This is a genomic window from Actinoplanes sp. NPDC051537, assembly GCF_055586105.1.
In genome coordinates, this window is the sequence record NZ_JBVJIU010000023.1 from 107,502 (window position 1) to 128,026 (window position 20,525).

Here is a 20,525-nt window from a genome sequence, read left to right on the forward strand (position 1 = left end):
ATGATCACCGCTCGCCGCCCGGCATCACCTCAGGTGCCGCGCGAAGAAGCGGTTTCCGGCGTCCGCCTCCCACGGCGGGACGCCGGTGTGACCGCCCATGTTGGCGTGCAGCGTCTTCTCCTCCGGCCCGAGGGCGTCGAACAGGTCCAGGGCCATCTGCCGGTCGTTGCCCTCGTCGTCCCACTGCAGCAGGACCTGCAGCGGGATCTTGATCTGCCGGGCCTCGTCGAACATGGCCCGCGGCACGAAGCTCCCGGCGAACAGCACGGCGGCCGCGATGCGGGGCTCGACCACCGCCAGCCGGATGCCGATGGCGATCACGCCGCCCGCGTAGCCGACCGGGCCGCCGATCTCGGGCAGCGCGAGGAGGGCGTCGAGGGCGGCCTGCCACTCCGGGACAGACTGCTCGACCAGGGGGAGGACGAGGCGGTCGACGATCTCGTCGTCGACCGGGCCGCCGGCTCGGATCGCCCGTTGCAGGTCGGCGCGGGCCTCCTCGGCGGCGGGGGACCGGGGCCGGTCGCCGCTTCCGGGGAGCTCGATGGTGGCCGCGGCGAAGCCCTCCGCCGCGGAGTGCCGGGCCCGGGCCGCCACCCGCGGGTACATCCGGGGCAGCCCGCCGGGGTGGCCGAGCAGGATCAGCGGGGCCGGTGCGGCGGCCTCGCCGGGCGTCCACAGGATGCCGGGAACGTCGCCGAGGGTGAACTTGCGTTCGAGGACGCCGTCGTCGAAGCGTTGTTCAGCAGTGAAAATCATGGTCGTGCCTTTCGGGAGAGCTCGAAACGGCGCTCCCGGACGACCTATCGCCCGGCCGTGACCCCGCAGGGGAGCACCCATGTCGAAACGTTCACGGGTACCACCTCCTCGGTCTCTCGCACGGCTACCGGAAAACTAGCAGCGGAGATCGCGATCCGCCACCCGCCGGTCAGCCGGTGCGGGCGTCGAGGTCGGCGAACGACACCTGGGCCGACGAGGCCGAGCCGGTGCTGGTGACGCCGAGCTGGATCTTGCCCTTGGCCAGGTCGGGGTCGGTCACGGCGCCCTGTACGGCATCCTTGCCGTCGATGGTGACGGCGGCGTGCTGGTCGGCGATCACGACCGCGAGCTCGTGCGCGGCGCCCGGTTGCAGGGTGACCGACCTCGTCTTGCCCAGCGAGGTGAGCAGGACGCCGTCCAGCTCCTCGAGCTCGACCTGGTCGGCGCACGCGGTCAGCTGGTAGCCCCGGTCGCCGGAGTACCGGAACCAGAGCATCGCGCAGGCGTGTGCGTTGGCCAGCTCGACCTTGACCGAGATGGACTGGTTTCCGGCGAAGGCGTCGTCCGGGCCCGGGCATTGGTACGTCGACCGGCCGTTGACGTTGGCCTGCAGGCGGCCGTTCTGGAACGAGCAGCTGCCGGACGCCGCCGAGCTCGCCCGGAACCGGCCCGGGCCGCTCAGCGGATCGAAGAAGGACGGCCCGCGCGGGGTCGTCGTCGCCGCCGTCGTCGTGGCGGGGGCGGCCTTGATCTCCGCCTGGGTCGCCTGGGGTTTGGGGTCGTCGCCGGTGGTGCGGGCGTAGGCGACGGTCGCCGCGGCCACGGAGGCCACCATGAGGGCGCCCACCGCGTAGATCAGGCGTCGCGTGGTGACCCGGCTCGGGCTGGCGGCCGTCCGTCGCGTCGACGAATCGGCCCGCCGCCGGGTGGTGGAGCCGGCCCGCCGCCGCGTCGTGGAGCCGGCCCGCTGCCGCGGCACCGGACCGGCGGCCGGCGCGGCATCCACCAGGTCGTTGAACGCCGGCGGCCCCGAGACCGGCGGCGCGGAGCCGATCAGCGGCGCGGAGCCGATCAGCGGCGCGGAGCTGACCGGCGGCGGCGACGCGGGCGGCAGGAGGTCGTTGAACGCAGGCGGCCCGGAGGCGGCCGCCGGCGGCGACGCGGGCGGCAGGAGGTCGTTGAACGCAGGCGGCCCGGAGCCGACCGGCGGCGGCGAGGCCGCCGGCAGGAGATCGCTGAACGGCGCGCGACCGGCCGCCGGCTTGGGCCCCTCGGCGATCACCTGCTCGAGCAGGTCGCGGGCGTCGAACCGCCCCGCGGCGCGGCGGCGGGGCTGGGTGGCATGCGGAACCTTCACCGCGAGCAGCTGTTGCAGCAGCTCGGGCGCGGCCGGCCGGTCGCCGGGGTCCTTGGCGAAGGCGCGGCCGACCAGCGCGACCAGCGACTCGGGCACCCCGCGCAGCTCGGGCGCCTTGGTGAGGATCTGGGCGGCGGTCGCCACCGGCGTGTCGCCGTGGAACGGGTTGCGCCCGGTGCCGGCGAAGACGATCACGCCGCCCCAGGCGAAGATGTCGGCCGCCGGCGTGACCGGGCCGACGTCGGGGTCGAGCCGCTCGGGCGCCATGTAGTCGACCGTGCCGACCCAGCGGCCGGGCCGGGTGTGCTTGGTCGTCGCCTCGAGCGCCCGGGCGATGCCGAAGTCGATCACCTTGGGCAGGCCGAGCGACAGCAGCACGTTGCTCGGCTTCAGGTCGCGGTGGATGACGCCGGCGCCGTGGATCGCGGTCAGCGCGGCCGCCACCCCGACCGCGACGCTGTGCAGGTCGCCGGGGGACATCGGGCCGCGCTCCTCGACCACGTCCTGGAGGCTGGGGCCTTCCACGTACTCGACGACCAGGTAGGGGGTCGCGTCGTCGGGATCGGCGTCGAGGACGGCGGCGGTGCAGAACGACGGGACCTGCCGGGCCCGCTCCACCTCGCTGCGGAACCGGGCGCGGAACTCGGCGTTGTTGGCGTGCTCGGGCCGGATCGCCTTCACGGCGACGGGCCGGCCCTCCGGGTCGCGGCCGAGATAGACGGTGCCCATCCCACCCTCGCCGAGCCGGGACAGCAGGCGGTAGTCACCGAGTCGTCGCGGGTCACCGGGCCGCAGCGGCCTAGTCGTCATGGGACGTGCTCCCACCCCGATGTCGTTGACATACCCATCCCGTACGCGAAGGAAGTTCACTCAAAGTGACGGTGTTCGATCCGGACGGTCCCCGATCTTACGACCCGCCGCCACGCGAACGCGCACGTGACGGCCATCATTTTGCTCACTCTTCTTGTTACTCGCGGGTTTTGGCACGTTCTCGAGCGGCAGCACGGAGCGTGAAAACCGGTATGTGGCAATTCTTCCGTGCAACATATTGATGAACGTTGACATCGATACGTTTCAAAGTTACGGTCACGCTCACGTTTCGTGCTGGAGACCCGAGGTGGCCGCGGTGCATCCACGACGTAGTTCGCAGGCCGTCATCCGGCTGTACGAAGTCGCCGACGAGGTCTTCTGGGCGACCCGGCTCAACCTGCTGTGGCTTGCCTTCACCCTGCTCGGCGGGGTGGTGCTGGGCGCCGGCCCGGCCACCGTCGCGGCGTACACCCTGGCTCGGCGGCACGCCCAGGGTGAATCATTTCAGTCCGTCCCGGCATTCGCCGCCATCTACCGCCGCCAGTTCGTGCGCGGCACCACCCTCTTTTTTTCGGCCCTCGGGGTAAGCGTTTTCCTGGTCGGCGACTATCTCTTCTTCGCCTCGCTCGGGCCCAGGGCCACCGTCCCGCGGCTGGCCACGCTGGCGGCGCTGGCCGCGGTCGTGGTCATCGCCGCCTACCTGATGCCCATGCTCGTCCACTTCGACCTGCCGGCGCACGCGTGTCTCCCCAAGGCGTCGCTGTTCGCCCTCACCCGGCCGGCTTCGTCCGCACTTCTGCTGCTGATCTTCCTGGCGGTCGTCACGACGACCGTGACGTACCCCTTCCTGGCCCTGGTGATCTCCGTCGGCGGGTGGATCCAGCTGGACACGTGGCTGTGTCTGCGGTTCTTCGCCGAGAACGAGGCGCGTCTACGAGCGGAGCAGATCTCATGAGAACACGAATTCTGGCGGCCATGCTGGCCCTCACCACCGGGCTGACCGTCGCCGGGTGCGGTGGCGACGACGCCAAGGGCACCGGCGACACCATCACGGTGATGTCGAAGCTGTTCGGCACCGCGCCCAACCCGGACGGCGAGCTGCAGAAGGCGGTCGAGGGGCTGATCGGCAAGAAGCTCAGCATCACCTGGGTGCCGGACGCCAGCTACCCCGACAAGTCGAACGTGACGCTGGCGTCCAACAACCTGCCGGACGTGATGGTCGCCGACGAGAAGTCCCCGTCGTTCGTGAAGACCGCCGAGGCCGGCGCGTTCTGGGATCTGACCGGCAAGCTCGACAAGTACCCGAACCTCAAGCCGCTCGACGCGCAGACCGCCAAGAACTCGATGACCAACGGCAAGACCTACGGCATCTATCGCGTACGCCCGCTGCTCCGTTCCGCGATCTCGATCCGCAAGGACTGGCTCGCGAAGGTGGGCCTGCCCGAGCCGCAGTCCGTCCCCGACCTCTACCGGATCGCCAAGGCGTTCACCGAGCAGGACCCCGACGGCAACGGCAAGAAGGACACGTACGGCCTGATCATCCCGAAGTGGACCGGCAAGTACGCGTCCGCGAGCCCGTACGACGTGTTCGAGACCTGGTTCGGCGCGCCCAACGGCTGGGGACTGCGCGACGGCAGGTACGTGCCCGGCTTCGACACCCCCGAGTTCCTGGCCGCCGAGAAGGAGCTGAAGAAGTGGGTCGGCGAGGGGCTGGTCAACCCCGACTTCGCGACCCTGGACACCGGCAACTGGATGGACCCGTTCGTGCAGGGCAAGGGCGGGATCATCATCGACGTCGACGTGCGCGCCACCCAGCTCTACGACCTGTTCCGCGAGAAGAACGCCAAGGACGCCGACAAGGTCCTCATGGTCGGGAACCTGAAGCGGGCCGACGGTCAGAAGTTCTCCTCCCCGTTCACCGGCTACAACAGCGTGCTGGCCATCTCGAAGCAACGGGTGCGCACCCAGGAGCAGCTCGACCAGCTGCTGACCGTGCTCGACAAGCTCGAGGGCAAGGAGGGCTCGATCCTGATCACCAACGGCATCGAGGGCCGCAACTTCAAGCTCGACGGCAACTACGCGGTGCCGATCGGCCTCGACGACCCGCCGACCAAGATTCTGCAGAACGACGTGAGCAACGCCTTCATCCAGCTCGGCACCCGGTACAGCGTCAACGGCGGCTACTACCCGCTGAAGCCGGCCGACGAGGCGAAGTTCAAGCTGATCGAGCAGCGCAAGCCGATGGAGGACGAGGACCTCAAGACCGCCGTGCACAACCCGGCGCTGAGCGTGATCGCGCCGACCGCCATCGCCCAGGGCCCGACCCTCGACAAGATCATTCCGGACGCACGGGTGAAGTACCTGTCCGGCGCGATCACCGAGGACGGCCTGAAGGCCGAGATCCAGCGGTGGTACGCCGGGGGCGGCACCAAGATCACGCAAGAGATCAACGACCTCCTGAAGTAATGGCGACCGAACTGGCGCCCCGGACGGCGCCCGCCGCCACCCCGCCGCCACCGGTCGCGCGGCGGAGGTGGCGGCGCCACGGCTGGCTCTACCTGATGCTCGCGCCCGGCCTCGCGTACTTCCTGATCTTCAAGTACTGGCCGATGTACGGGCTGACCATCGCCTTCAAGGACTACCTGCCGTTCCTGGGTTACGCGGGCAGCCCGTGGGTCGGGCTCGCACACTTCGAGGAGCTGTTCACCGGCCCCGACTTCGGCCGGCTCATGGTCAACACCCTGGTGCTGGCCGTGCTCACCCTGCTGTTCGTCTTCCCGGCGCCGATCGTGGTCGCCCTGCTGCTCAACGAGGTGCGGCAGGGCGTGGTCAAGCGCTCGGTCCAGTCGCTGATCTACATCCCGCACTTCCTGTCCTGGACCATCGTGGCGTCGCTGACGTACCTGCTGTTCTCCGTCGACTACGGGGTGATCGCCCAGTTCATCCACGGCATCACCGGCGGCCGGCCGGTCGACTACGTGGCCCAGGAGGAGTGGTTCCGGCCGATCATCGTGCTCCAGTCGCTGTGGAAGCAGACCGGCTGGGGAACGATCGTCTACCTCGCCGCGCTGGCCGGCGTCGACACCCAGTTGTACGAGGCGGCCCGGGTCGACGGCGCCGGCCGGTGGCGCCGGTTCTGGCACATCACGCTGCCGGCGATCCGCCCGGCGATCGTGGTGATGGCCATCCTCACCTCGGGCCACCTGCTCGACACCGGCTTCGAGCAGATCTGGCTGATGACGACGTCGCTGAACCGCTCGGTGGCCGACGTCTTCGACACGTTCGTCTACCAGGTCGGCATCACCCAGGGCGGCTACAGCTACGCCACCGCGGTCGGCCTGTTCAAGGGCGTGATCGGCGTGCTGCTCATCTTCGGCTCGAACTGGCTGGCCAAGCGCCTCGGCGAGAGGGGGCTGTACTGATGAGGTCTTCGCGACTCTTCGACTTTCTGAACGCGATCTTCCTGCTCGGGCTCGGCGCGATCACCGTGCTGCCGCTGCTGTACGTGCTGGCCGGGTCGTTCGCCGGGGAGTCGGAGATCGCCTCGCGGCACTTCTTCCTGTGGCCGAAGCGGTTCGTGACCACCACGTACGACTACATCTTCGCCACCGACACCTTCGTCCGGGCGCTGCTCGTGACCGTCCTGGTGACGGCCGTCGGCACGGTGATCCAGGTGATGCTGACGCTGACCATGGCGTACCCGCTCTCGAAGAGCTACCTGCCCGGCCGCACCCTGGTCCTCAACCTGGTCATCTTCACGCTGGTCTTCAGCGGCGGCATGATCCCGACCTACCTCGTGGTGCGCGACCTCGGGCTGCTCGACAGCTACTGGGCGCTGGTGCTGCCGCTGGCCATCAACCCGTTCTACCTGATCATCGTGAAGACGTTCTTCCAGGCGCTGCCCGAGGCCCTCGAGGAGGCCGCCCGGATCGACGGCGCCAACGATCTCACGGTCTTCCGGCGGATCGTGCTGCCGCTCTCCAAGCCGGTCATCGCGACGTTCTCGCTGTTCTACGCGGTCGCCATCTGGAACGACTACATGTCGCCGCTGCTGTACCTCTCGGACAGCCGGAAGTGGACGCTGCAGATGCTGATCCGCCAGCTCACCGCGCCGGACGCCGACTCGGCCAACGTCCTGGAGACGCTGCAGGGCTACGCGTTCCCCGAGCAGGGCGTGAAGTTCGCGGTCATCGTGATCGCGACGGTCCCGATCCTGCTGTTCTACCCGTTCCTCCAGAAGCACTTCGCCAAGGGCGTACTCATCGGATCGGTGAAGGAGTGACAGTGAACCGTCGACAGGTGCTCGCCGGCGCGGCCGCCATCTCGATGTCCTCGTTCCCGGCCCGGCGCGCCGGCGTCACACCGGACGTGACCCTGACGTGGCTCGAGGGAACGCCGGGCGCGGCCGCGACCTCGACCTGGGGCACGCCCTGGCCGCGGGGCGCCGTCCCGGCCGACCAGAGCTTCCGCCTCACCGCCCCCGACGGCGGCGCCGTCCCGATGCAGAGCTGGCCCCTCGCGTACTGGCCGGACGGAACCTTGAAGTGGAGCGCGCACGCGGTGGCCCCCGATGTTCCGGCCGAGGCGTACACGCTGGCCGCCGGCGTTCCGGCGAGGCCGGCCACCGCGGTCACGGTCACCACCCGGCCGGACCACGTCGACGTCGACACCGGGGTGATCCGGGCCCGCATCCCTCGTCGCGGGCGCGAGCTGATCAGCCATCTGTGGCGGGGCGACACCGAGATCGCCCGGCAGGGGGTGCTGGTGAGCCTGCGCCAGGAGCGGATCGAGGAGGACGAGGAGAAGGCGGCCCGGCGCGAGCGGCAGGAAAGCGAGATCCACCGGGTCACCGTCGAGCAGCGCGGGCCGGTCCGGGCGGTCGTGCGCATCGAGGGCCGGCACACGTCGTGGCTGCCGTTCACCGTGCGGCTCTACTTCTACGCCGGCGCCGAGAACGTCCGGATGATGCACACGTTCGTCCACGACCGCGACGGCTCCCGCGATTTCATCGCCGGGCTCGGCGTGCGGTTCTCGGTGCCGATGCGCGACGCCGCCTACGACCGGCACATCCGGTTCGCCGGGGAGAACGGCGGCCAGCTGGCCGAGGCGGTCCAGGGCATCACCGGCCTGCGCCGCGATCCCGGCCCGGCCGTCCGCGCCGCGCAGATCGCCGGCGCCCGGCTCCCCGACCCCGCCACCTGGGATCAGCGCGTCACGACCCGCCTGCAATACATCCCCGAGTGGGGCGACTACACGCTGAGCCAGCTCTCGGCCGAGGGCTTCACCCTGCAGAAGCGAACCAGGCGGGGGTACGGGTGGATAGCCGTCGACCAGGGCCGGCGGGCGCCCGGCCTCGGCTACGTCGGCGGGGTCAGCGGCGGCCTCGCGTTCGGCCTGCGCGACTTCTGGCAGCGGCACCCGACCCAGCTCGACATCCGCGGCGCGCACACCGACCGGGCCGAGGTCACCGTCTGGCTGTGGTCGCCGGCGGCCGGCCCGATGGACATGCGGTTCTACCACGACGGCATGGGCCAGGACACGTACGCCGAGCAGCTCGAGGGCCTCAACATCACGTACGAGGACTACGAGCCCGGCTTCGGCACGCCCTACGGCATCGCGCGGACCAGTGAGCTCACCCTGTGGGCGCTGGCCGCCACCCCGTCCGCCGACCGGCTCGGCGCGATGGCCGCCCAGGTCCGCACGCCGCCACAGCTGATCAACCCGGTCGCGCACCTCGTCGGGGCGCGGGTGTTCGGCGGCCTGTTCGCCCCCGTCGACCGCGGCCACCCGGTCAAGGCCGTCATCGAGGACCACCTCGACTTCCTGTTCGCCTACTACCGGAAGCAGGTCGAACAGCGGCACTGGTACGGGTTCTGGAACTACGGCGACATCATGCACACCTTCGACGAGGACCGCCTGGTCTGGCGCTACGACGTGGGCGGGTACGCCTGGGACAACTCGGAGCTCTCGCCCGACCTGTGGCTGTGGTACGCGTTCCTGCGCTCGGGCCGCGCCGACATCTTCCGTTTCGCCGAGGCGATGACCCGGCACACCGGCGAGGTCGACGTCTACCACCTGGGTAAATGGGCCGGGCTCGGCACCCGGCACGGCGTGCAGCACTGGGCCGACAGCGCCAAGCAGCAGCGGATCAGCACCGCCGTCTACCGGCGGATGTACTACTACCTGACCGCTGACGAGCGCACCGGCGAGCTGCTCAGCGAGCTGGTCGACTCCGACCGTACGTTCCTCGTCCTCGATCCGATCCGCAAGATCCGCACCGAGCCGTACACGCCGGACCCGCACGCGCTGTCGATCGGGCTCGGCACCGACTGGAGCGGTCTGGCCGCCGCGTGGCTGGCCGAGTGGGAGCGCCGGGGACCGAAGGCCGCCCTGGCCCGGTCCAAGCTGGTCGGCACCATGGAGACGATCGGCGCCATGCCGAACGGCTTCGTCACCGGCAGCGGCCTCTACGACCTGGACACCGGCCGGTTCGCGCCGGTGACCGCGAAGACGGTGAGCGTGTCCCACCTGAGCGCCATGTTCGGGCAGGTGGAGATCTGCGCCGAGGTGATCGACCTGGTCGGCCTGCCCGCGTTCGAGGCGGCCTGGCTGCAGTACTGCCGCCTGTTCAACGCGACCAAGCAGGAGCAGGCGGCCGAGTGCGGCGCCGACTTCGGCAATCTGATCCTCAAGCAGGGGCACGCCCGGCTCACCGCGTACGCCGCCGTCCGGCTCGGCGACGCCGCCCTGGCCGCCCGCGCCTGGCGCGACTTCGCCACCGGCGACGGCTACGCGCCCGACCTGCCCTGGACGAGCCGGCGCGTGAATGCGACGCTCACCCCGACCGACGCCGCCACCTGGGTGTCCACCAACACCACCGCGCTCTACGGTCTGGCCGCCATCCAGTGCCTCGCCCTGGTCGGCGACCAGATCACATAGTCGTCGTTCGTCAGCCGGCGGCCACGTTCAGGGCGAACGTGGTCGAGGTGCCGATCGGGTCGCTGCTGATCGTGATCGCGGTGATGGTGATCGTCGCCGAGCCGACCGGCGTCGACGACGAGGTCCGCAGGAACAGGATCGAGCTGCCGATGAGCGCCGGCTTGGGCGGGAGGAACAGCGCGGTGACGCCGCTGGGCAGGCCGGTCGCGCTCAGCTTCACCCGCTTGTTCTCGATCTTCGGCCCGGCGTTGAAGGTGATCAGCGTCGACGCCTGGTTGCCGGCCGTCACCGTGGCCGAGCTCTTGCTGAGGTTCATCGTGTATTCGGCCGGCGGGGCCGCGACCGCGGCCGCCGGGGCGGCGAGGACCAGTGCCAGCGCCGCGCCGGTGGCGCTGCCGAGCTTGCGGTACATGGGTTTTCCTTCCGTTGCCGGGCGGCCGCGCGGAGGGCGGCCGCCGTCCCTTCGCGGAAGGTGGCATCGGCGGCTGGAAGGAGGCTGACGTGGCGCTGAAACGCGCGGCGTCAGGCCGGGAGGGCGGCCTCGATCGCGGCGACCACCGACTCGTCCTCGGGCTCGGTGCGGGGACCGAAGCGCACGACCGTGCCGTCGGGCGCGACCAGGAACTTCTCGAAGTTCCAGCGGATGTCGCCGGTGTAGCCCTCGGCGTCGGGCACGGTCACCAGCTCGGCGTAGAGCGGGTGACGACCGTCACCGTTGACCTCGATCTTCTCGGTCAGCGGGAACGTGACGCCGTAGGTGGCCGAGCAGAACTCGGCGATCTCGTCGGCCGTGCCCGGCTCCTGCCCGCCGAACTGGTTGCACGGCACGCCGAGGACGGTGAACCCGCGGCCGGCGTACCGCTCCTGGAGTCGCTCGAGGCCGTTGTACTGCGGCGTGAGCCCGCACTTGGACGCCACGTTCACCACCAGGGTGGCGACACCGGGCTGGGGGCCGAGCTGAGCCGAGGGGTCGGTCCCGCCGGGAACCGTCACGTCGAAGATCGTCATGGGTACCAGAGTAATGACTAGTGCGTGTACGGCTCGAGGCAGCCGAACTCGGCGCCGGTGCCGGTCACCTCGACCAGGACCCGGTCGGGGCGCACGTCGCCGATCACGCAGCCGGCCTCGGGGAAGCGCACCGCGTAGACCGCGCCCGGCGGCGTCCGCATCTCGGTGACCTCGACGTCGTCCGGGCGCAGGCCGAGGGCGAGCAGGGCGGCCCGGGTCGACGCGGGCGCGAAGTCGCCGGCCGTGCGCAACGCCGTGAGCTTCGGGCGGATGCGGGCGGCGAGGGCGTCGCCGGTCTGCTTCTCGTCGTAGGTGAGCTCGTGCCGCTGCTTCCAGCCGTTGTTCTCGGCCTCGTGCGGAGCGGTGTCGTCGGGCGGCGCGGCCTGGGCCGAGAAGGCGGGGGCCGCGGACGACGGGCTGTCGGAGGGAAGGGGCGCGGAGTCGCCGTCCCGCGCGCCGGGCTGGGCGCACCCGAGGGCGAGCAGCCCGAGCGCGGCCGCGGTCATCCAGTGCCACGTCCGCATGGTCCCCCGTGTCCCTCCCTTTCCAAGGTATAACGCAATGGGTGGCTTGCGGCAAGACCGGGGTGATAGCGCAGAATCGTCCCTCGAAGGGCCACGACCTGCGGAAATCGGGGGAGCGATCGCCTTGCGCGAGCAGTATGTGTTGGATCTTCAAGAGGTCGGGGACGGGCAGGTCGCGGTCGTGGGGGGCAAGGGCGCGCACCTGGGTGAGCTGGCGCGGCTTCCCGGCGTACGCGTGCCGCCCGGATTTTGCCTGTCGACCGCCGCCTTCCGGCGGATCATGACGGAGGCGCCCGGGATCGACGGTCGGCTGGACCGGCTGGCGCGCCTCGATCCGGGTGACCGGGCGGCGATCGCCGCGCTGAGCGCCGAGATCCGGCGGGCCATCGAGGGCGTCGCGATCCCCGCCGACATCGCGGACGCGGTCGGGAAAGCGGTCGACGGGAGCGTGGCCTACGCCGTCCGGTCCAGCGCGACCGCCGAGGACCTGCCGACCGCGTCGTTCGCCGGCCAGCAGGACACCTACCTGAACGTCATCGGCGTGGCGGCGGTCCTCGAGCACGCCCGGCGCTGCTGGGCGTCGCTGTTCACCGAGCGGGCGGTGACCTACCGGCTGCGCCACGGCTTCGACGACCGCAAGGTGCACATGGCCGTGGTCGTGCAGCGGATGGTCGTCCCGCGGGCGTCCGGCATTCTGTTCACCGCCGACCCGGTCACCGGCAACCGGCGGGTCGCCACCGTCGACGCCGGCTTCGGGCTCGGCGAGGCCCTGGTCTCCGGCCTGGTCAACCCGGACGTCTTCACGGTGCGCGACGGCGAGATCGTGGACCGGGCGATCGCCGCCAAACAGATCGAAGTCCGCGCGCTGCCCGGCGGCGGCACCGAGACCGTCCCGGTCGGCCCCGACCGGCGGGAGCAACCGGCGCTGACGGATGCCCAGGTGGTTCGGCTCGTCGAGCTCGGACGGCGGATCGAGGCGCACTTCGGCACGCCGCAGGACATCGAGTGGTGCCTGACCGGCGACGACTTCGCGATCGTGCAGAGCCGCCCGATCACCACGCTGTTCCCCGTACCCGAGGCGAAGGACGACGAGAACCACGTCTACCTCTCCGTCGGCCACCAGCAGATGATGACCGACGCGATGCGGCCGCTGGGCTTCTCGATGTGGCAGCTGACCGCGATGGCGCCGATGCTCGAGGCCGGCGGCCGGCTGTTCGTCGACGCCACCCGGCAACTGACCTCGCCCGGCCGCGCCGCCTTCCTCGAGATGATCGGCCGGGGCGACCCGCTGACCCTGGACGCGCTGACCACGGTTCTCGACCGGGGCTTCGTCAAGGAGGCTCCGGCGGCCGCCGCCGCGCCGCCGCACGGGGGTGGCGCGCCGATGGCCGACGATCCGGCCATCGTCACCGAGCTGATCGAGCGCAGCGAGGCGTCCCTCGCCGCCCTGCGGCGCGACATCGCCGGCAAGTCCGGGCCGGAGCTCTTCGACTTCCTGCTCGGGGCCTTCCAGGAGCACAAGCGGGTGCTCAGCGACCCGCTCACGATTCAGGCGATCATGGCGGGGATGGGCGCCACCTGGTGGCTCAACGATCATCTCGAGGAGTGGCTGGGCGAGAAGAACGCGGCCGACACGCTCACCCTGTCCGCCCCCGGCAACATCACCTCCGAGATGGGGCTGGCGCTGCTCGACGTCGCCGACGTGATCCGCCCGCACCCCGAGGTGGTGGCGGTCCTGCGGAATGCCACGGACTCCCGGTTCCTCGACGAGCTGCCGGCCTTCGCGAGCGACGCCATCCGGAACTACCTCGACAAGTACGGCATGCGCTGCGTCGGGGAGATCGACATCACCCGGCCGCGCTGGAGCGAACGGCCGGCCACGCTGGTGCCGCTGATCCTCGACAACATCAAGCTCTTCGCGGCCGGCGCCGGCGAGCGGCGCTTCGAGCAGGGCCGGCAGGAGGCGGAGAAGAAGCGCGAGGAGGTCCTGGAACGCCTGCGGTCGCTTCCGGACGGAGATCACAAGGCCGAGGAGACCGTACGCGAGATCGACCGTCTCCGGGCCTTCATCGGCTACCGCGAATACCCGAAGTACCACATCATCGCCCGCTACTTCGTCTACAAGCAGGCGCTGCTGGCCGAGGCCGATCGTCTCGTCCGGGCCGGCGTGCTGGCCGACCGCGAGGACGTCTTCTACCTCACCTTTCACGAGCTGCACGAGGTCGTACGCGCGGGCCGGTCCGACGACGAGCTGGTCCGGCGGCGCAAGGAGGAGTTCCGGTCGAACCAGGCGCTCCGGACGCCCCGGCTGCTCACCTCCGAGGGCGAGGCGCTCTCCGGGGCGTACCGCCGGGACGACGCGCCGGCCGGCGCCCTGATCGGCGTGCCGGTCTCGGCCGGCACGGTCGAGGGCCGGGCCCGGGTCATCCTGGACATGGCCGAGGCCGACCTCGAGGCGGGCGACATCCTGGTCACGGCCTACACCGACCCGAGCTGGTCACCGCTGTTCGTCGCGATCACGGGCCTGGTGACGGAGATCGGCGGCACGATGACCCACGGCGCGGTGATCGCCCGTGAGTACGGCCTGCCGGCCGTGGTCGGCGTCCCCGACGCGACCCGGCTGATCGCCGACGGGCAGCGCATCCGGGTGCACGGGACCGACGGCTACGTCGAGATCTTGCCGAGCGCCTGAAGGAGGCGGTCGACCTCGTCCGCGGTGTTGTAGTGGTAGAGGCTGGCCCGGACGGCGCCCCCACCGGCCCGCAGTCCGGCCGCCTCGAAGTACTCGACCGCGTAGTAGTCGCCGTGCGAGACGCAGATGCCCTGCTCGCCGAGGATGGTGGCGGTCTCGGCCGGCGCCTGCCCGCTCATGCGGAACGAGACCGTCGGGCAGCGGTCGGCGCCGGCCGGGCAGATCGTCACGCCGTCGAGGGCGGCGAGCCCGGTCAGCAGCCGGTCGAGCAGCCGGTTCTCGTGGTCGGTGGCGGCGGCCATGCTCGCCAGCAGCCGGGCGCGGCGGTCGCCCGGGGCGTCGGTGAGGGCGGCCAGGTGGTCGACGGCGGCCGTGATGCCGGCCAGCAGCTCGAAGCTCAGCGTCCCGTACTCGAACCGGTCCGGCGCCCGCTCCGGCGACGGGATCAGCTTGGCCGGGCGCAGCGGCGCCCAGACGGCGGGATCGGCGACGGCGGCGGCGTAGTGCGGGCCCGACCACTTGTACGCGCTGGTCACGTAGAAGTCGGCGCCGAGCGCCCGCACGTCGGTCGGCCGGTGCGCGGTGGCGTGCACGCCGTCCACGTACACCTGGGCGCCGGCCGCGTGCGCCAGGTCGGCGATCTCCCGGACTGCCGGCATCGTCCCGGTGGCGTTGCTGGCCGCGGTCACCGCCACCAGCCGCGTCCGCGCACCGATCAGCCCGCGGTATGGCGCCACCGGCAGCTCACCGGTCGCGAGGTCGACATCCGCCCACCGTACGGTCGCTCCGGCCGTCTCGGCCGCTTGCACCCACGGCCGTACGTTGGCGTCATGGTCCAACCGCGACAGCACCACCTCGTCGCCCGGCCCCCATCCCTGCGCCATCGTGCGCGCCACCAGGTAGGTCAGCGCCGTGGCGCTGGGACCGAACACCACGCCCTCCGGATCGCCGCCGACCAGGTCCGCCACCGCGGCGCGCGCCGCCGCGACGATCTCCCCGGAGCGGCGGGCCGGCTCGTGCGCGCTGCCGCGGTTCGACACCGCCGTCCGCATCGCCCGGGCGATCGCGCCGATCACCGGCTCGGCCGGCTGGGTGCCGCCGGCCCCGTCGAAGTGCACGAACCCCTCGGCGAGGGCGGGATAGCTTCCCCGCACCCGGTCCACATCGAAGATCATGCCTCGACCCTACGTCAGGAAACTTGTTTCCTGCGCGTTTCCTTCATGGCTCCCCTGTAGCCCCCTTGACATCGATAGATATGCCTCCTTGAATGTTGGAAACAGTTTTCCGTCGGGCCGCACAACCGGCCAACTCCCACGACGTGCGGTTCCCCCGAAGGAGTTGGCAAATGCTGAAGCGGTTGGGCCGGCTGCTCGCCGTGCCCGTGCTCATCGTGCTCGCCCTCGTCGCCCAGCCCGCGGTGCCGGCCCTGGCCGCGGTGGAGACCCTGACCGTCGACATGACCGCCTACGGCGGGACGCCGACCTACCGCGCGTCCGGCTTCATCTACGGCATCTCGCAGAACGGCGCGACGCCCTCGTCGTCGTTGCAGAGCCAGATCAAGGTCAAGGTCATGCGGGCCGGCGGCTCGCAGATCGGCTGCCCCAACGGCGGCTACGTGAACGGCGGCTACGCGGCCCGGTGGAACTTCATCAAGGCCTACTACGCCCGGGCCCGCGCCACCGGCGCCCGGTTCAGCATGCTGCTGTCCGGCATGTGGGGCTCGGACGGCGTCTGCAACGTGCCGCGCTGGCCCGGCGACAGCGGCAACTGGACCGAGTACACGGCGTTCGTCAACCAGCTGATCGCCGACGCCAAGGCGAACGGGATGACCGGCTCCGACGTGCGCTGGGACATGTGGAACGAGCCGAACATCTTCTTCTGGGGCCGTACCCAGAGCCAGTACCTGGAGATGATCCGGCGCGGCACCCAGATGGTCCGGGCCGCCATCCCCGGCGCCGTGATCGAGGGGCCGAGCTACGCCGGGGTGCCGTCGTCGTCCAACTCGTGGTGGACCACGTACCTCAACTACGTGAAGGCCAACAACGTGGTGCCGAACATCATCAGCTGGCACGACCTGCCCGGCGACCCGGCGACCGACGCCGCCAACCTCTCCGGCATGCTCTCCTCGCGCGGCATCACGATCAGCGGCACGTCGGTCAACGAGTACGGCGCCTTCGGCGACGAGCAGCAGCCCGGCCCGTCGGCCTGGTACATCTCCCGCCTGGAGCGCTGCAACTGCGACGGCGCCCGCGCGAACTGGGGAATGGTGGGCCAGACGCCGTCGCTCTACGACACGTTCGGCTGGCTGGTCACCGCGAACGCCAACCAGCCGATGGGCCAGTGGTGGGTCTACAAGCGCTACGCCGACCAGTCCGGCCAGCGCACGAAGATCACCGCAAGCGCCAGCCACGACGGCATCGTCTTCCAGGACTCCGGCGCCCGAAAGTCGCTGGCCGTCCTGGGCGCCAGGGCCGGGGGAGCCCAGGGCGCGATCGACGTCCGCTACACGGGCATCCCGTCCTGGCTGCCGACAAACGGTTCGGTCAACGTGCTACTCGAGCGCATGCCGTCGACGAACGCGTACGTGAGCGCCCCGACGGTGGTCTCGAACAGCCGCGTGACCGTCAGCGGCGGCGCGATCACCGTGCCGGTCAACTGGACGAACGCCACGGATGCGTACGCCATCACCCTGACCCCGTGAGATCGGTGGCCCGGCCGGCTCCGGCCGGGCCATCCGGGACCGGCCGCGGATTTCGAAGAGCACAGGGCCCGACCAATGGAGCGCCCGCACCTCGTCGACGGTGAGTTCGGCCGCCTGCTCGAGCCGCACCCGCACCGAGCCGCCGAGCTTGTCGCGCAGGTCGTTCACCCGGACGTCGACGTCGCCATGGGTTTCAGGCCGGTGGCGGTCCGCCGCAGCGTGTTCCCGAGGAGGCCCGGATCGGTGTGGATGCCCGTGCTCGCCCAGCGCACGCCCGCCCGTTCGAACTCGGCCCAGTGCTTGACCATCGTGCCGGGCACGCCCTCGAGGTCGCCGCTGCCCGGCCCGTACTCCTCGACCACCAGCGGCAGCGGCCGGCCCGGCACGCCGAGCTCGTTCTCCAGGGGCCGGTAGTAGCGGTTCAGGGCCTCCGGCACGTCGCCGGGGCCCGCATCTTGGCCACGACCGCCTCGGTGGAGGTCGGGTACGACAGTCGCCCTGCGCGCTCTGGTGCTGGCTGAGCGAGATGAGGCTCCCGGCGGCGAGGGTGGCCGGGGTGTCCGGCACCGCGGCGACACCGAACGGCGTGCCGAGACCGGCCTTGGTCAGCGGCCCGCGGTCCTGGGCGGCGTCGACGGTGATGACCTTGGGTGCCTCCGCCGCGCCGACGGGCGGGACGGCAAACGCAAAGCGCCGGAAACAAAGTCTTGAACCGTGAACACGACGAGGCGTAACCTCTGCGCAGACATTGCTTAATCGATGAAGCAGACGTGACGTGCGGATTCGTACCCCGAGCCGTGCGAAGAATGTGCTGGGCTGTCACCGAAGGAGAGCCATGAAGAACAAGCGAGTCCTGGCCGCCCTGGCCGCCTCCGCGGCCACCGGGCTGCTGCTGAGCGCGTGCGGCGGCGGAGGCAGCGATTCCGGGTCGGGACCGGTGAGCCTGAGCGTGTGGACCGGCTTCACCGGGGGCGACCGGCCGGGCTACGAGCAGATCGTGAAGGACTTCAACGCGGCGCACCCGGACATCAAGGTCACGATGACCGTGCAGCCGTGGGACACCATCCAGCAGAAGCTGCCGTCGGCCTGGCTCACCGGCCAGGGCCCGGACATCGCCGCTCCGAGCTCCGACCCGAACGCGATCGCGCAGTACGTGAAGACCAACTCGGTCCTCGCGCTCACCGCGACCGGCGCCGGGGACGACAAGATCAACACTGACCAGTTCGCGCCGGCGCTGGTCAAGGAGTTCACCTACAACGACAAGCTGTACGCGGTGCCGGCCAACTACGCGACGCTCAGCCTCTACTACAACAAGAAGCTGCTCGCCACGCCGCCGGCCACGGTCGCCGAGTTCCAGGCCGACGCGGCCAAGGCCACCACCGGCGGCAACTACGGCCTGGTGCTGGCCGACAACAACACCATCGCGATGTGGCCGGTCCTGCAGTGGCTCAGCGGCGGCGACATCGTCGGCGGCGACAACTGCAGCACGATCGCGACGCCCGCGGGCGTGGCCAGCCTTCAGCCCTGGGTCGACCTGGTCAAGAACAAGAAGATCTCGCCGGTCGGGCTCACCGGCGCCGAGGCCGACTCGATCTTCTCGGCGGGAAAGGCGGCCATGGAGATCAACGGCCCGTGGGCGGCGCCCGGCTACAAGTCGGCCGGCATCGACCTCGGCATCGCCGCCATCCCGGCCGGCGCGAGCGGCCAGTCGGTGACGCTCGGCTCGACCGCGCCGCTGGCGGTGAGCGCCAAGACCAAGCACCCGGCACAGGCGCAGGAGTTCCTCGCGTACTGGACCAGCAAGACCGCGCAGCTGAAGTTCTCGACGTCGACCGGCTTCCCGCCGCTGCGCACCGATCTCGCCGACGACGCCACGCTCAAGGCCGACCCCACGGTCAGCGTCTTCGCCGGCCAGGTGCCGAACGCCAAGCTCTACCTGCCGCAGGTGCCGAACGCGACCAAGGTCGACGGCGACGCGTACGTGCCGCTGATCCAGAAGATCACCCGGGACGGCGACGTCGCCGGCGGGACCGCGGCGGCCGCGAAGCAGATCGACGACCTCACCGGTTGCGGCAAGTGACAAAGGCTCGCCCCTGGATGTTCATGGGCCCCAGCCTTGCCATCCTCGGTGTCTTCGTTCTGTGGCCGATCGTCCAGTCGCTCTGGTACAGCCTGCACGAATGGACGGTCGGCGCCGCCGAGCAGCCGTGGGTCGGGCTCGGCAACTACACCAAGCTGTTGCACGACGAGCAGTTCCAGCGGGCGCTCGGCAACACGCTGATCATCACGGTCGCGAGCACGGCCGTCCTGGTCGTGGTCGGCCTCGGCCTGGCGCTGGCCCTGCAGAGCGAGAACATCGTCAGCCGGGCCACCCGGTCGGCGTTCTTCTTCCCGACGGTCATCTCGCTGACCACGGTCGGCATGGTGTGGAAGTTCCTGCTCGACCCGGACATCGGCCTGGTCGGCGGGGTGACCCGGGCGCTCGGGCTGGGCGCGGTCAACTGGCTTCAGTCGACCGCGCTGGCCCTGCCCACCGTCATCTTCGTCAACGTCTGGAAGAACGCCGGCTTCGTGATGATCGTGCTGGTGGCCGGCCTCAAGGCGATCCCCGGCGAGTACTACGAGGCGGCGGCGCTGGACGGCGCCAAGAGACTGCAACTGCTGCGGTACGTGACCCTGCCCGCGCTGCGCCCGACGCTGCTGTTCGTGACGTTCATCGTCACGATCCAGTCGCTCCAGCTGTTCGACCTCGTCTACGTGATGACCGGCGGCGGACCGCTGTTCCACACCGACACCCTGGTCACCAAGCTCTACCGGGACGGGTTCGCCAACTACGAGACCGGCTACGCGGCCGCCACCTCGTGGGTGCTGTTCATCGTGGTCGTGCTCGTCTCGGTCTTCCAGCTACGGATCTTCAGGTACGACGATGCCGACTAAGACGCTCAAGTGGGTCTACGTCGGGATCGGCCTGGTCCTGGCCCTGGTGCCGATCATCTGGACGGTGGCCGGCTCGTTCCGCACCGAGCAGGACCTCTTCGGCCACCCGGCCGGCCTCATCCCGCACCAGTGGACGCTGCACGGGTACCGGGGCGTCTGGAGCCAGCTGCCGTTCCTGCGCCTGCTCGGCAACAGCGTGGTCTTCGCCGGCATCACCACGGCGCTGACCGTTCTCTTCGACTCCATGTGCGCGTACGCCCTCGCCCGCCTCGATTTTCGCGGCCGCAACGTCGCGTTCTGGCTGGTGCTGGTGACGCTGATGGTGCCGTTCCAGGTGACCCTCATCCCGGTCTTCGTCGAGCTGTTCCACCTCGGCTGGCTCAACACCTACCAGGGCCTGATCGTCCCCCGGGCGACCAGCGCGTTCGGCATCTTCCTGTTCCGGCAGTTCTTCATGAGCATCCCGCGCGAGCTGGACGAGGCCGCGCGCATCGACGGCGCCGGGCACTTCCGCATCTACTGGCGGGTCATCCTGCCGCTGGCCAAGCCGGCCATCGCCACGGTCGCCCTGCTCAACTTCACCAACCTCTGGAACGACCTGCTGTGGCCGCTGGTGGTCAGCAGCTCGCCGGACATGCAGACGCTGCCGGCCGGTCTCGCCCTCTTCGGCGGCCAGCACGTCACCGACCACGCGGTGCTGCTCGCGGGCGCCGTCATCTCCCTCCTACCGATCGCGGTCGCCTTCTTCCTCGCGCAGCGCTACTTCGTTGCCGGCATCTCGACCAGCGGTTTGAAATGAGC

Annotated in this window: 17 protein-coding genes; 10 read left to right on the plus strand and 7 right to left on the minus strand. The window is 70.4% G+C overall.

Annotated features, from left to right (window positions below):
- Nucleotides 1–24: 24 nt before the first annotated feature.
- Both ACZ6TB_RS41675 and ACZ6TB_RS41680 read right to left on the minus strand, forming a co-directional pair.
- On the minus strand, nucleotides 25–756 hold the full coding sequence (locus ACZ6TB_RS41675) for a dienelactone hydrolase family protein (RefSeq protein ID WP_465565011.1): 732 nt from the start codon (nucleotides 754–756) through the stop codon (nucleotides 25–27).
- A gap of 169 nt (nucleotides 757–925) precedes the next feature.
- Nucleotides 926–2,923 (minus strand): serine/threonine-protein kinase, encoded by a 1,998-nt coding sequence (locus ACZ6TB_RS41680; protein ID WP_465565014.1) that lies wholly within the window; start codon nucleotides 2,921–2,923, stop codon nucleotides 926–928.
- Nucleotides 2,924–3,239: 316 nt separating this feature from the next.
- On the opposite strand from ACZ6TB_RS41680, the gene ACZ6TB_RS41685 reads away from it, so the two are divergent.
- From ACZ6TB_RS41685 to ACZ6TB_RS41705, 5 genes are read left to right on the plus strand one after another with little or no spacing between them, the layout of a single operon-like run.
- Nucleotides 3,240–3,878, plus strand: coding sequence for a YesL family protein (locus ACZ6TB_RS41685; protein ID WP_465565016.1), 639 nt, complete (start codon nucleotides 3,240–3,242; stop codon nucleotides 3,876–3,878).
- Nucleotides 3,875–5,389 (plus strand): type 2 periplasmic-binding domain-containing protein, encoded by a 1,515-nt coding sequence (locus ACZ6TB_RS41690; RefSeq protein ID WP_465565019.1) that lies wholly within the window; start codon nucleotides 3,875–3,877, stop codon nucleotides 5,387–5,389. The genes ACZ6TB_RS41685 and ACZ6TB_RS41690 overlap by 4 nt, the downstream gene beginning before the upstream one ends.
- Nucleotides 5,389–6,345 carry an ABC transporter permease gene (locus ACZ6TB_RS41695; RefSeq protein ID WP_465565022.1) on the plus strand — a complete coding sequence of 319 codons (957 nt, stop codon included), beginning with the start codon at nucleotides 5,389–5,391 and terminating at the stop codon, nucleotides 6,343–6,345. The genes ACZ6TB_RS41690 and ACZ6TB_RS41695 overlap by 1 nt, the downstream gene beginning before the upstream one ends.
- Nucleotides 6,345–7,205: a carbohydrate ABC transporter permease gene (locus ACZ6TB_RS41700; RefSeq protein WP_465565025.1), complete on the plus strand. Its 861-nt coding sequence runs from the start codon at nucleotides 6,345–6,347 to the stop codon at nucleotides 7,203–7,205. The genes ACZ6TB_RS41695 and ACZ6TB_RS41700 overlap by 1 nt, the downstream gene beginning before the upstream one ends.
- Before the next feature lie 2 nt (nucleotides 7,206–7,207).
- A complete protein-coding gene (locus tag ACZ6TB_RS41705) occupies nucleotides 7,208–9,862 on the plus strand; it encodes an exo-rhamnogalacturonan lyase family protein (protein ID WP_465565027.1) in 2,655 nt (884 codons plus the stop codon).
- A 10-nt stretch (nucleotides 9,863–9,872) separates the two neighbouring features.
- Here the strand turns inward: ACZ6TB_RS41705 and ACZ6TB_RS41710 are convergent, their stop codons facing one another.
- From ACZ6TB_RS41710 to ACZ6TB_RS41720, 3 genes are all read right to left on the minus strand, one after another.
- Nucleotides 9,873–10,274 carry a hypothetical protein gene (locus tag ACZ6TB_RS41710; protein WP_465565030.1) on the minus strand — a complete coding sequence of 134 codons (402 nt, stop codon included), beginning with the start codon at nucleotides 10,272–10,274 and terminating at the stop codon, nucleotides 9,873–9,875.
- A gap of 110 nt (nucleotides 10,275–10,384) precedes the next feature.
- Nucleotides 10,385–10,870 carry a glutathione peroxidase gene (locus tag ACZ6TB_RS41715; protein ID WP_465565032.1) on the minus strand — a complete coding sequence of 162 codons (486 nt, stop codon included), beginning with the start codon at nucleotides 10,868–10,870 and terminating at the stop codon, nucleotides 10,385–10,387.
- 17 nt (nucleotides 10,871–10,887) lie between these two features.
- Nucleotides 10,888–11,394: a hypothetical protein gene (locus tag ACZ6TB_RS41720; protein WP_465565034.1), complete on the minus strand. Its 507-nt coding sequence runs from the start codon at nucleotides 11,392–11,394 to the stop codon at nucleotides 10,888–10,890.
- 124 nt (nucleotides 11,395–11,518) lie between these two features.
- Here ACZ6TB_RS41720 and rph point away from each other — a divergent pair, with 124 nt between their 5' ends.
- Nucleotides 11,519–14,086, plus strand: coding sequence for a rifamycin-inactivating phosphotransferase (gene rph, locus ACZ6TB_RS41725; protein ID WP_465565037.1), 2,568 nt, complete (start codon nucleotides 11,519–11,521; stop codon nucleotides 14,084–14,086).
- Here rph and ACZ6TB_RS41730 read toward each other — a convergent pair.
- A complete protein-coding gene (locus ACZ6TB_RS41730) occupies nucleotides 14,059–15,261 on the minus strand; it encodes a cysteine desulfurase-like protein (RefSeq protein WP_465565039.1) in 1,203 nt (400 codons plus the stop codon). The two genes, rph and ACZ6TB_RS41730, sit on opposite strands and share 28 nt — an antisense overlap.
- A 170-nt stretch (nucleotides 15,262–15,431) precedes the next feature.
- On the opposite strand from ACZ6TB_RS41730, the gene ACZ6TB_RS41735 reads away from it, so the two are divergent.
- On the plus strand, nucleotides 15,432–16,787 hold the full coding sequence (locus tag ACZ6TB_RS41735; protein WP_465565042.1) for a beta-xylosidase: 1,356 nt from the start codon (nucleotides 15,432–15,434) through the stop codon (nucleotides 16,785–16,787).
- Between the two features lie 164 nt (nucleotides 16,788–16,951).
- Here the strand turns inward: ACZ6TB_RS41735 and ACZ6TB_RS41740 are convergent, their stop codons facing one another.
- A complete protein-coding gene (locus ACZ6TB_RS41740; protein ID WP_465565044.1) occupies nucleotides 16,952–17,224 on the minus strand; it encodes a hypothetical protein in 273 nt (90 codons plus the stop codon).
- 398 nt (nucleotides 17,225–17,622) lie between these two features.
- Here ACZ6TB_RS41740 and ACZ6TB_RS41745 point away from each other — a divergent pair, with 398 nt between their 5' ends.
- Genes ACZ6TB_RS41745 through ACZ6TB_RS41755 form a run of 3 tightly spaced genes read left to right on the plus strand, consistent with a single transcriptional unit; the run spans nucleotide 17,623 to nucleotide 20,523 of the window.
- Nucleotides 17,623–18,867 carry an ABC transporter substrate-binding protein gene (locus tag ACZ6TB_RS41745; RefSeq protein WP_465565046.1) on the plus strand — a complete coding sequence of 415 codons (1,245 nt, stop codon included), beginning with the start codon at nucleotides 17,623–17,625 and terminating at the stop codon, nucleotides 18,865–18,867.
- Nucleotides 18,868–18,890: 23 nt separating this feature from the next.
- Complete coding sequence (locus ACZ6TB_RS41750) at nucleotides 18,891–19,724, plus strand: carbohydrate ABC transporter permease (protein ID WP_465565048.1); 834 nt, start codon at nucleotides 18,891–18,893, stop codon at nucleotides 19,722–19,724.
- A complete protein-coding gene (locus tag ACZ6TB_RS41755; protein ID WP_465565050.1) occupies nucleotides 19,714–20,523 on the plus strand; it encodes a carbohydrate ABC transporter permease in 810 nt (269 codons plus the stop codon). Before ACZ6TB_RS41750 ends, ACZ6TB_RS41755 begins: the two co-directional genes overlap by 11 nt.
- The last annotated feature ends 2 nt before the right edge of the window (nucleotides 20,524–20,525 follow it).

Coding starts and splice junctions, on each gene's coding strand:
- ACZ6TB_RS41695 (WP_465565022.1), top strand. CDS start 5,389: ATGGCGACCGAACTGGCGCCCCGGACGGCGCCCGCCGCCACCCCGCCG.
- ACZ6TB_RS41700 (WP_465565025.1), top strand. CDS start 6,345: ATGAGGTCTTCGCGACTCTTCGACTTTCTGAACGCGATCTTCCTGCTC.
- ACZ6TB_RS41755 (WP_465565050.1), top strand. CDS start 19,714: ATGCCGACTAAGACGCTCAAGTGGGTCTACGTCGGGATCGGCCTGGTC.
- ACZ6TB_RS41730 (WP_465565039.1), bottom strand. CDS start 15,261: ATGATCTTCGATGTGGACCGGGTGCGGGGAAGCTATCCCGCCCTCGCC.
- ACZ6TB_RS41680 (WP_465565014.1), bottom strand. CDS start 2,923: ATGACGACTAGGCCGCTGCGGCCCGGTGACCCGCGACGACTCGGTGAC.
- ACZ6TB_RS41690 (WP_465565019.1), top strand. CDS start 3,875: ATGAGAACACGAATTCTGGCGGCCATGCTGGCCCTCACCACCGGGCTG.
- ACZ6TB_RS41750 (WP_465565048.1), top strand. CDS start 18,891: ATGGGCCCCAGCCTTGCCATCCTCGGTGTCTTCGTTCTGTGGCCGATC.
- ACZ6TB_RS41745 (WP_465565046.1), top strand. CDS start 17,623: ATGAAGAACAAGCGAGTCCTGGCCGCCCTGGCCGCCTCCGCGGCCACC.
- ACZ6TB_RS41715 (WP_465565032.1), bottom strand. CDS start 10,870: ATGACGATCTTCGACGTGACGGTTCCCGGCGGGACCGACCCCTCGGCT.
- ACZ6TB_RS41710 (WP_465565030.1), bottom strand. CDS start 10,274: ATGTACCGCAAGCTCGGCAGCGCCACCGGCGCGGCGCTGGCACTGGTC.
- ACZ6TB_RS41720 (WP_465565034.1), bottom strand. CDS start 11,394: ATGCGGACGTGGCACTGGATGACCGCGGCCGCGCTCGGGCTGCTCGCC.
- ACZ6TB_RS41735 (WP_465565042.1), top strand. CDS start 15,432: ATGCTGAAGCGGTTGGGCCGGCTGCTCGCCGTGCCCGTGCTCATCGTG.
- ACZ6TB_RS41675 (WP_465565011.1), bottom strand. CDS start 756: ATGATTTTCACTGCTGAACAACGCTTCGACGACGGCGTCCTCGAACGC.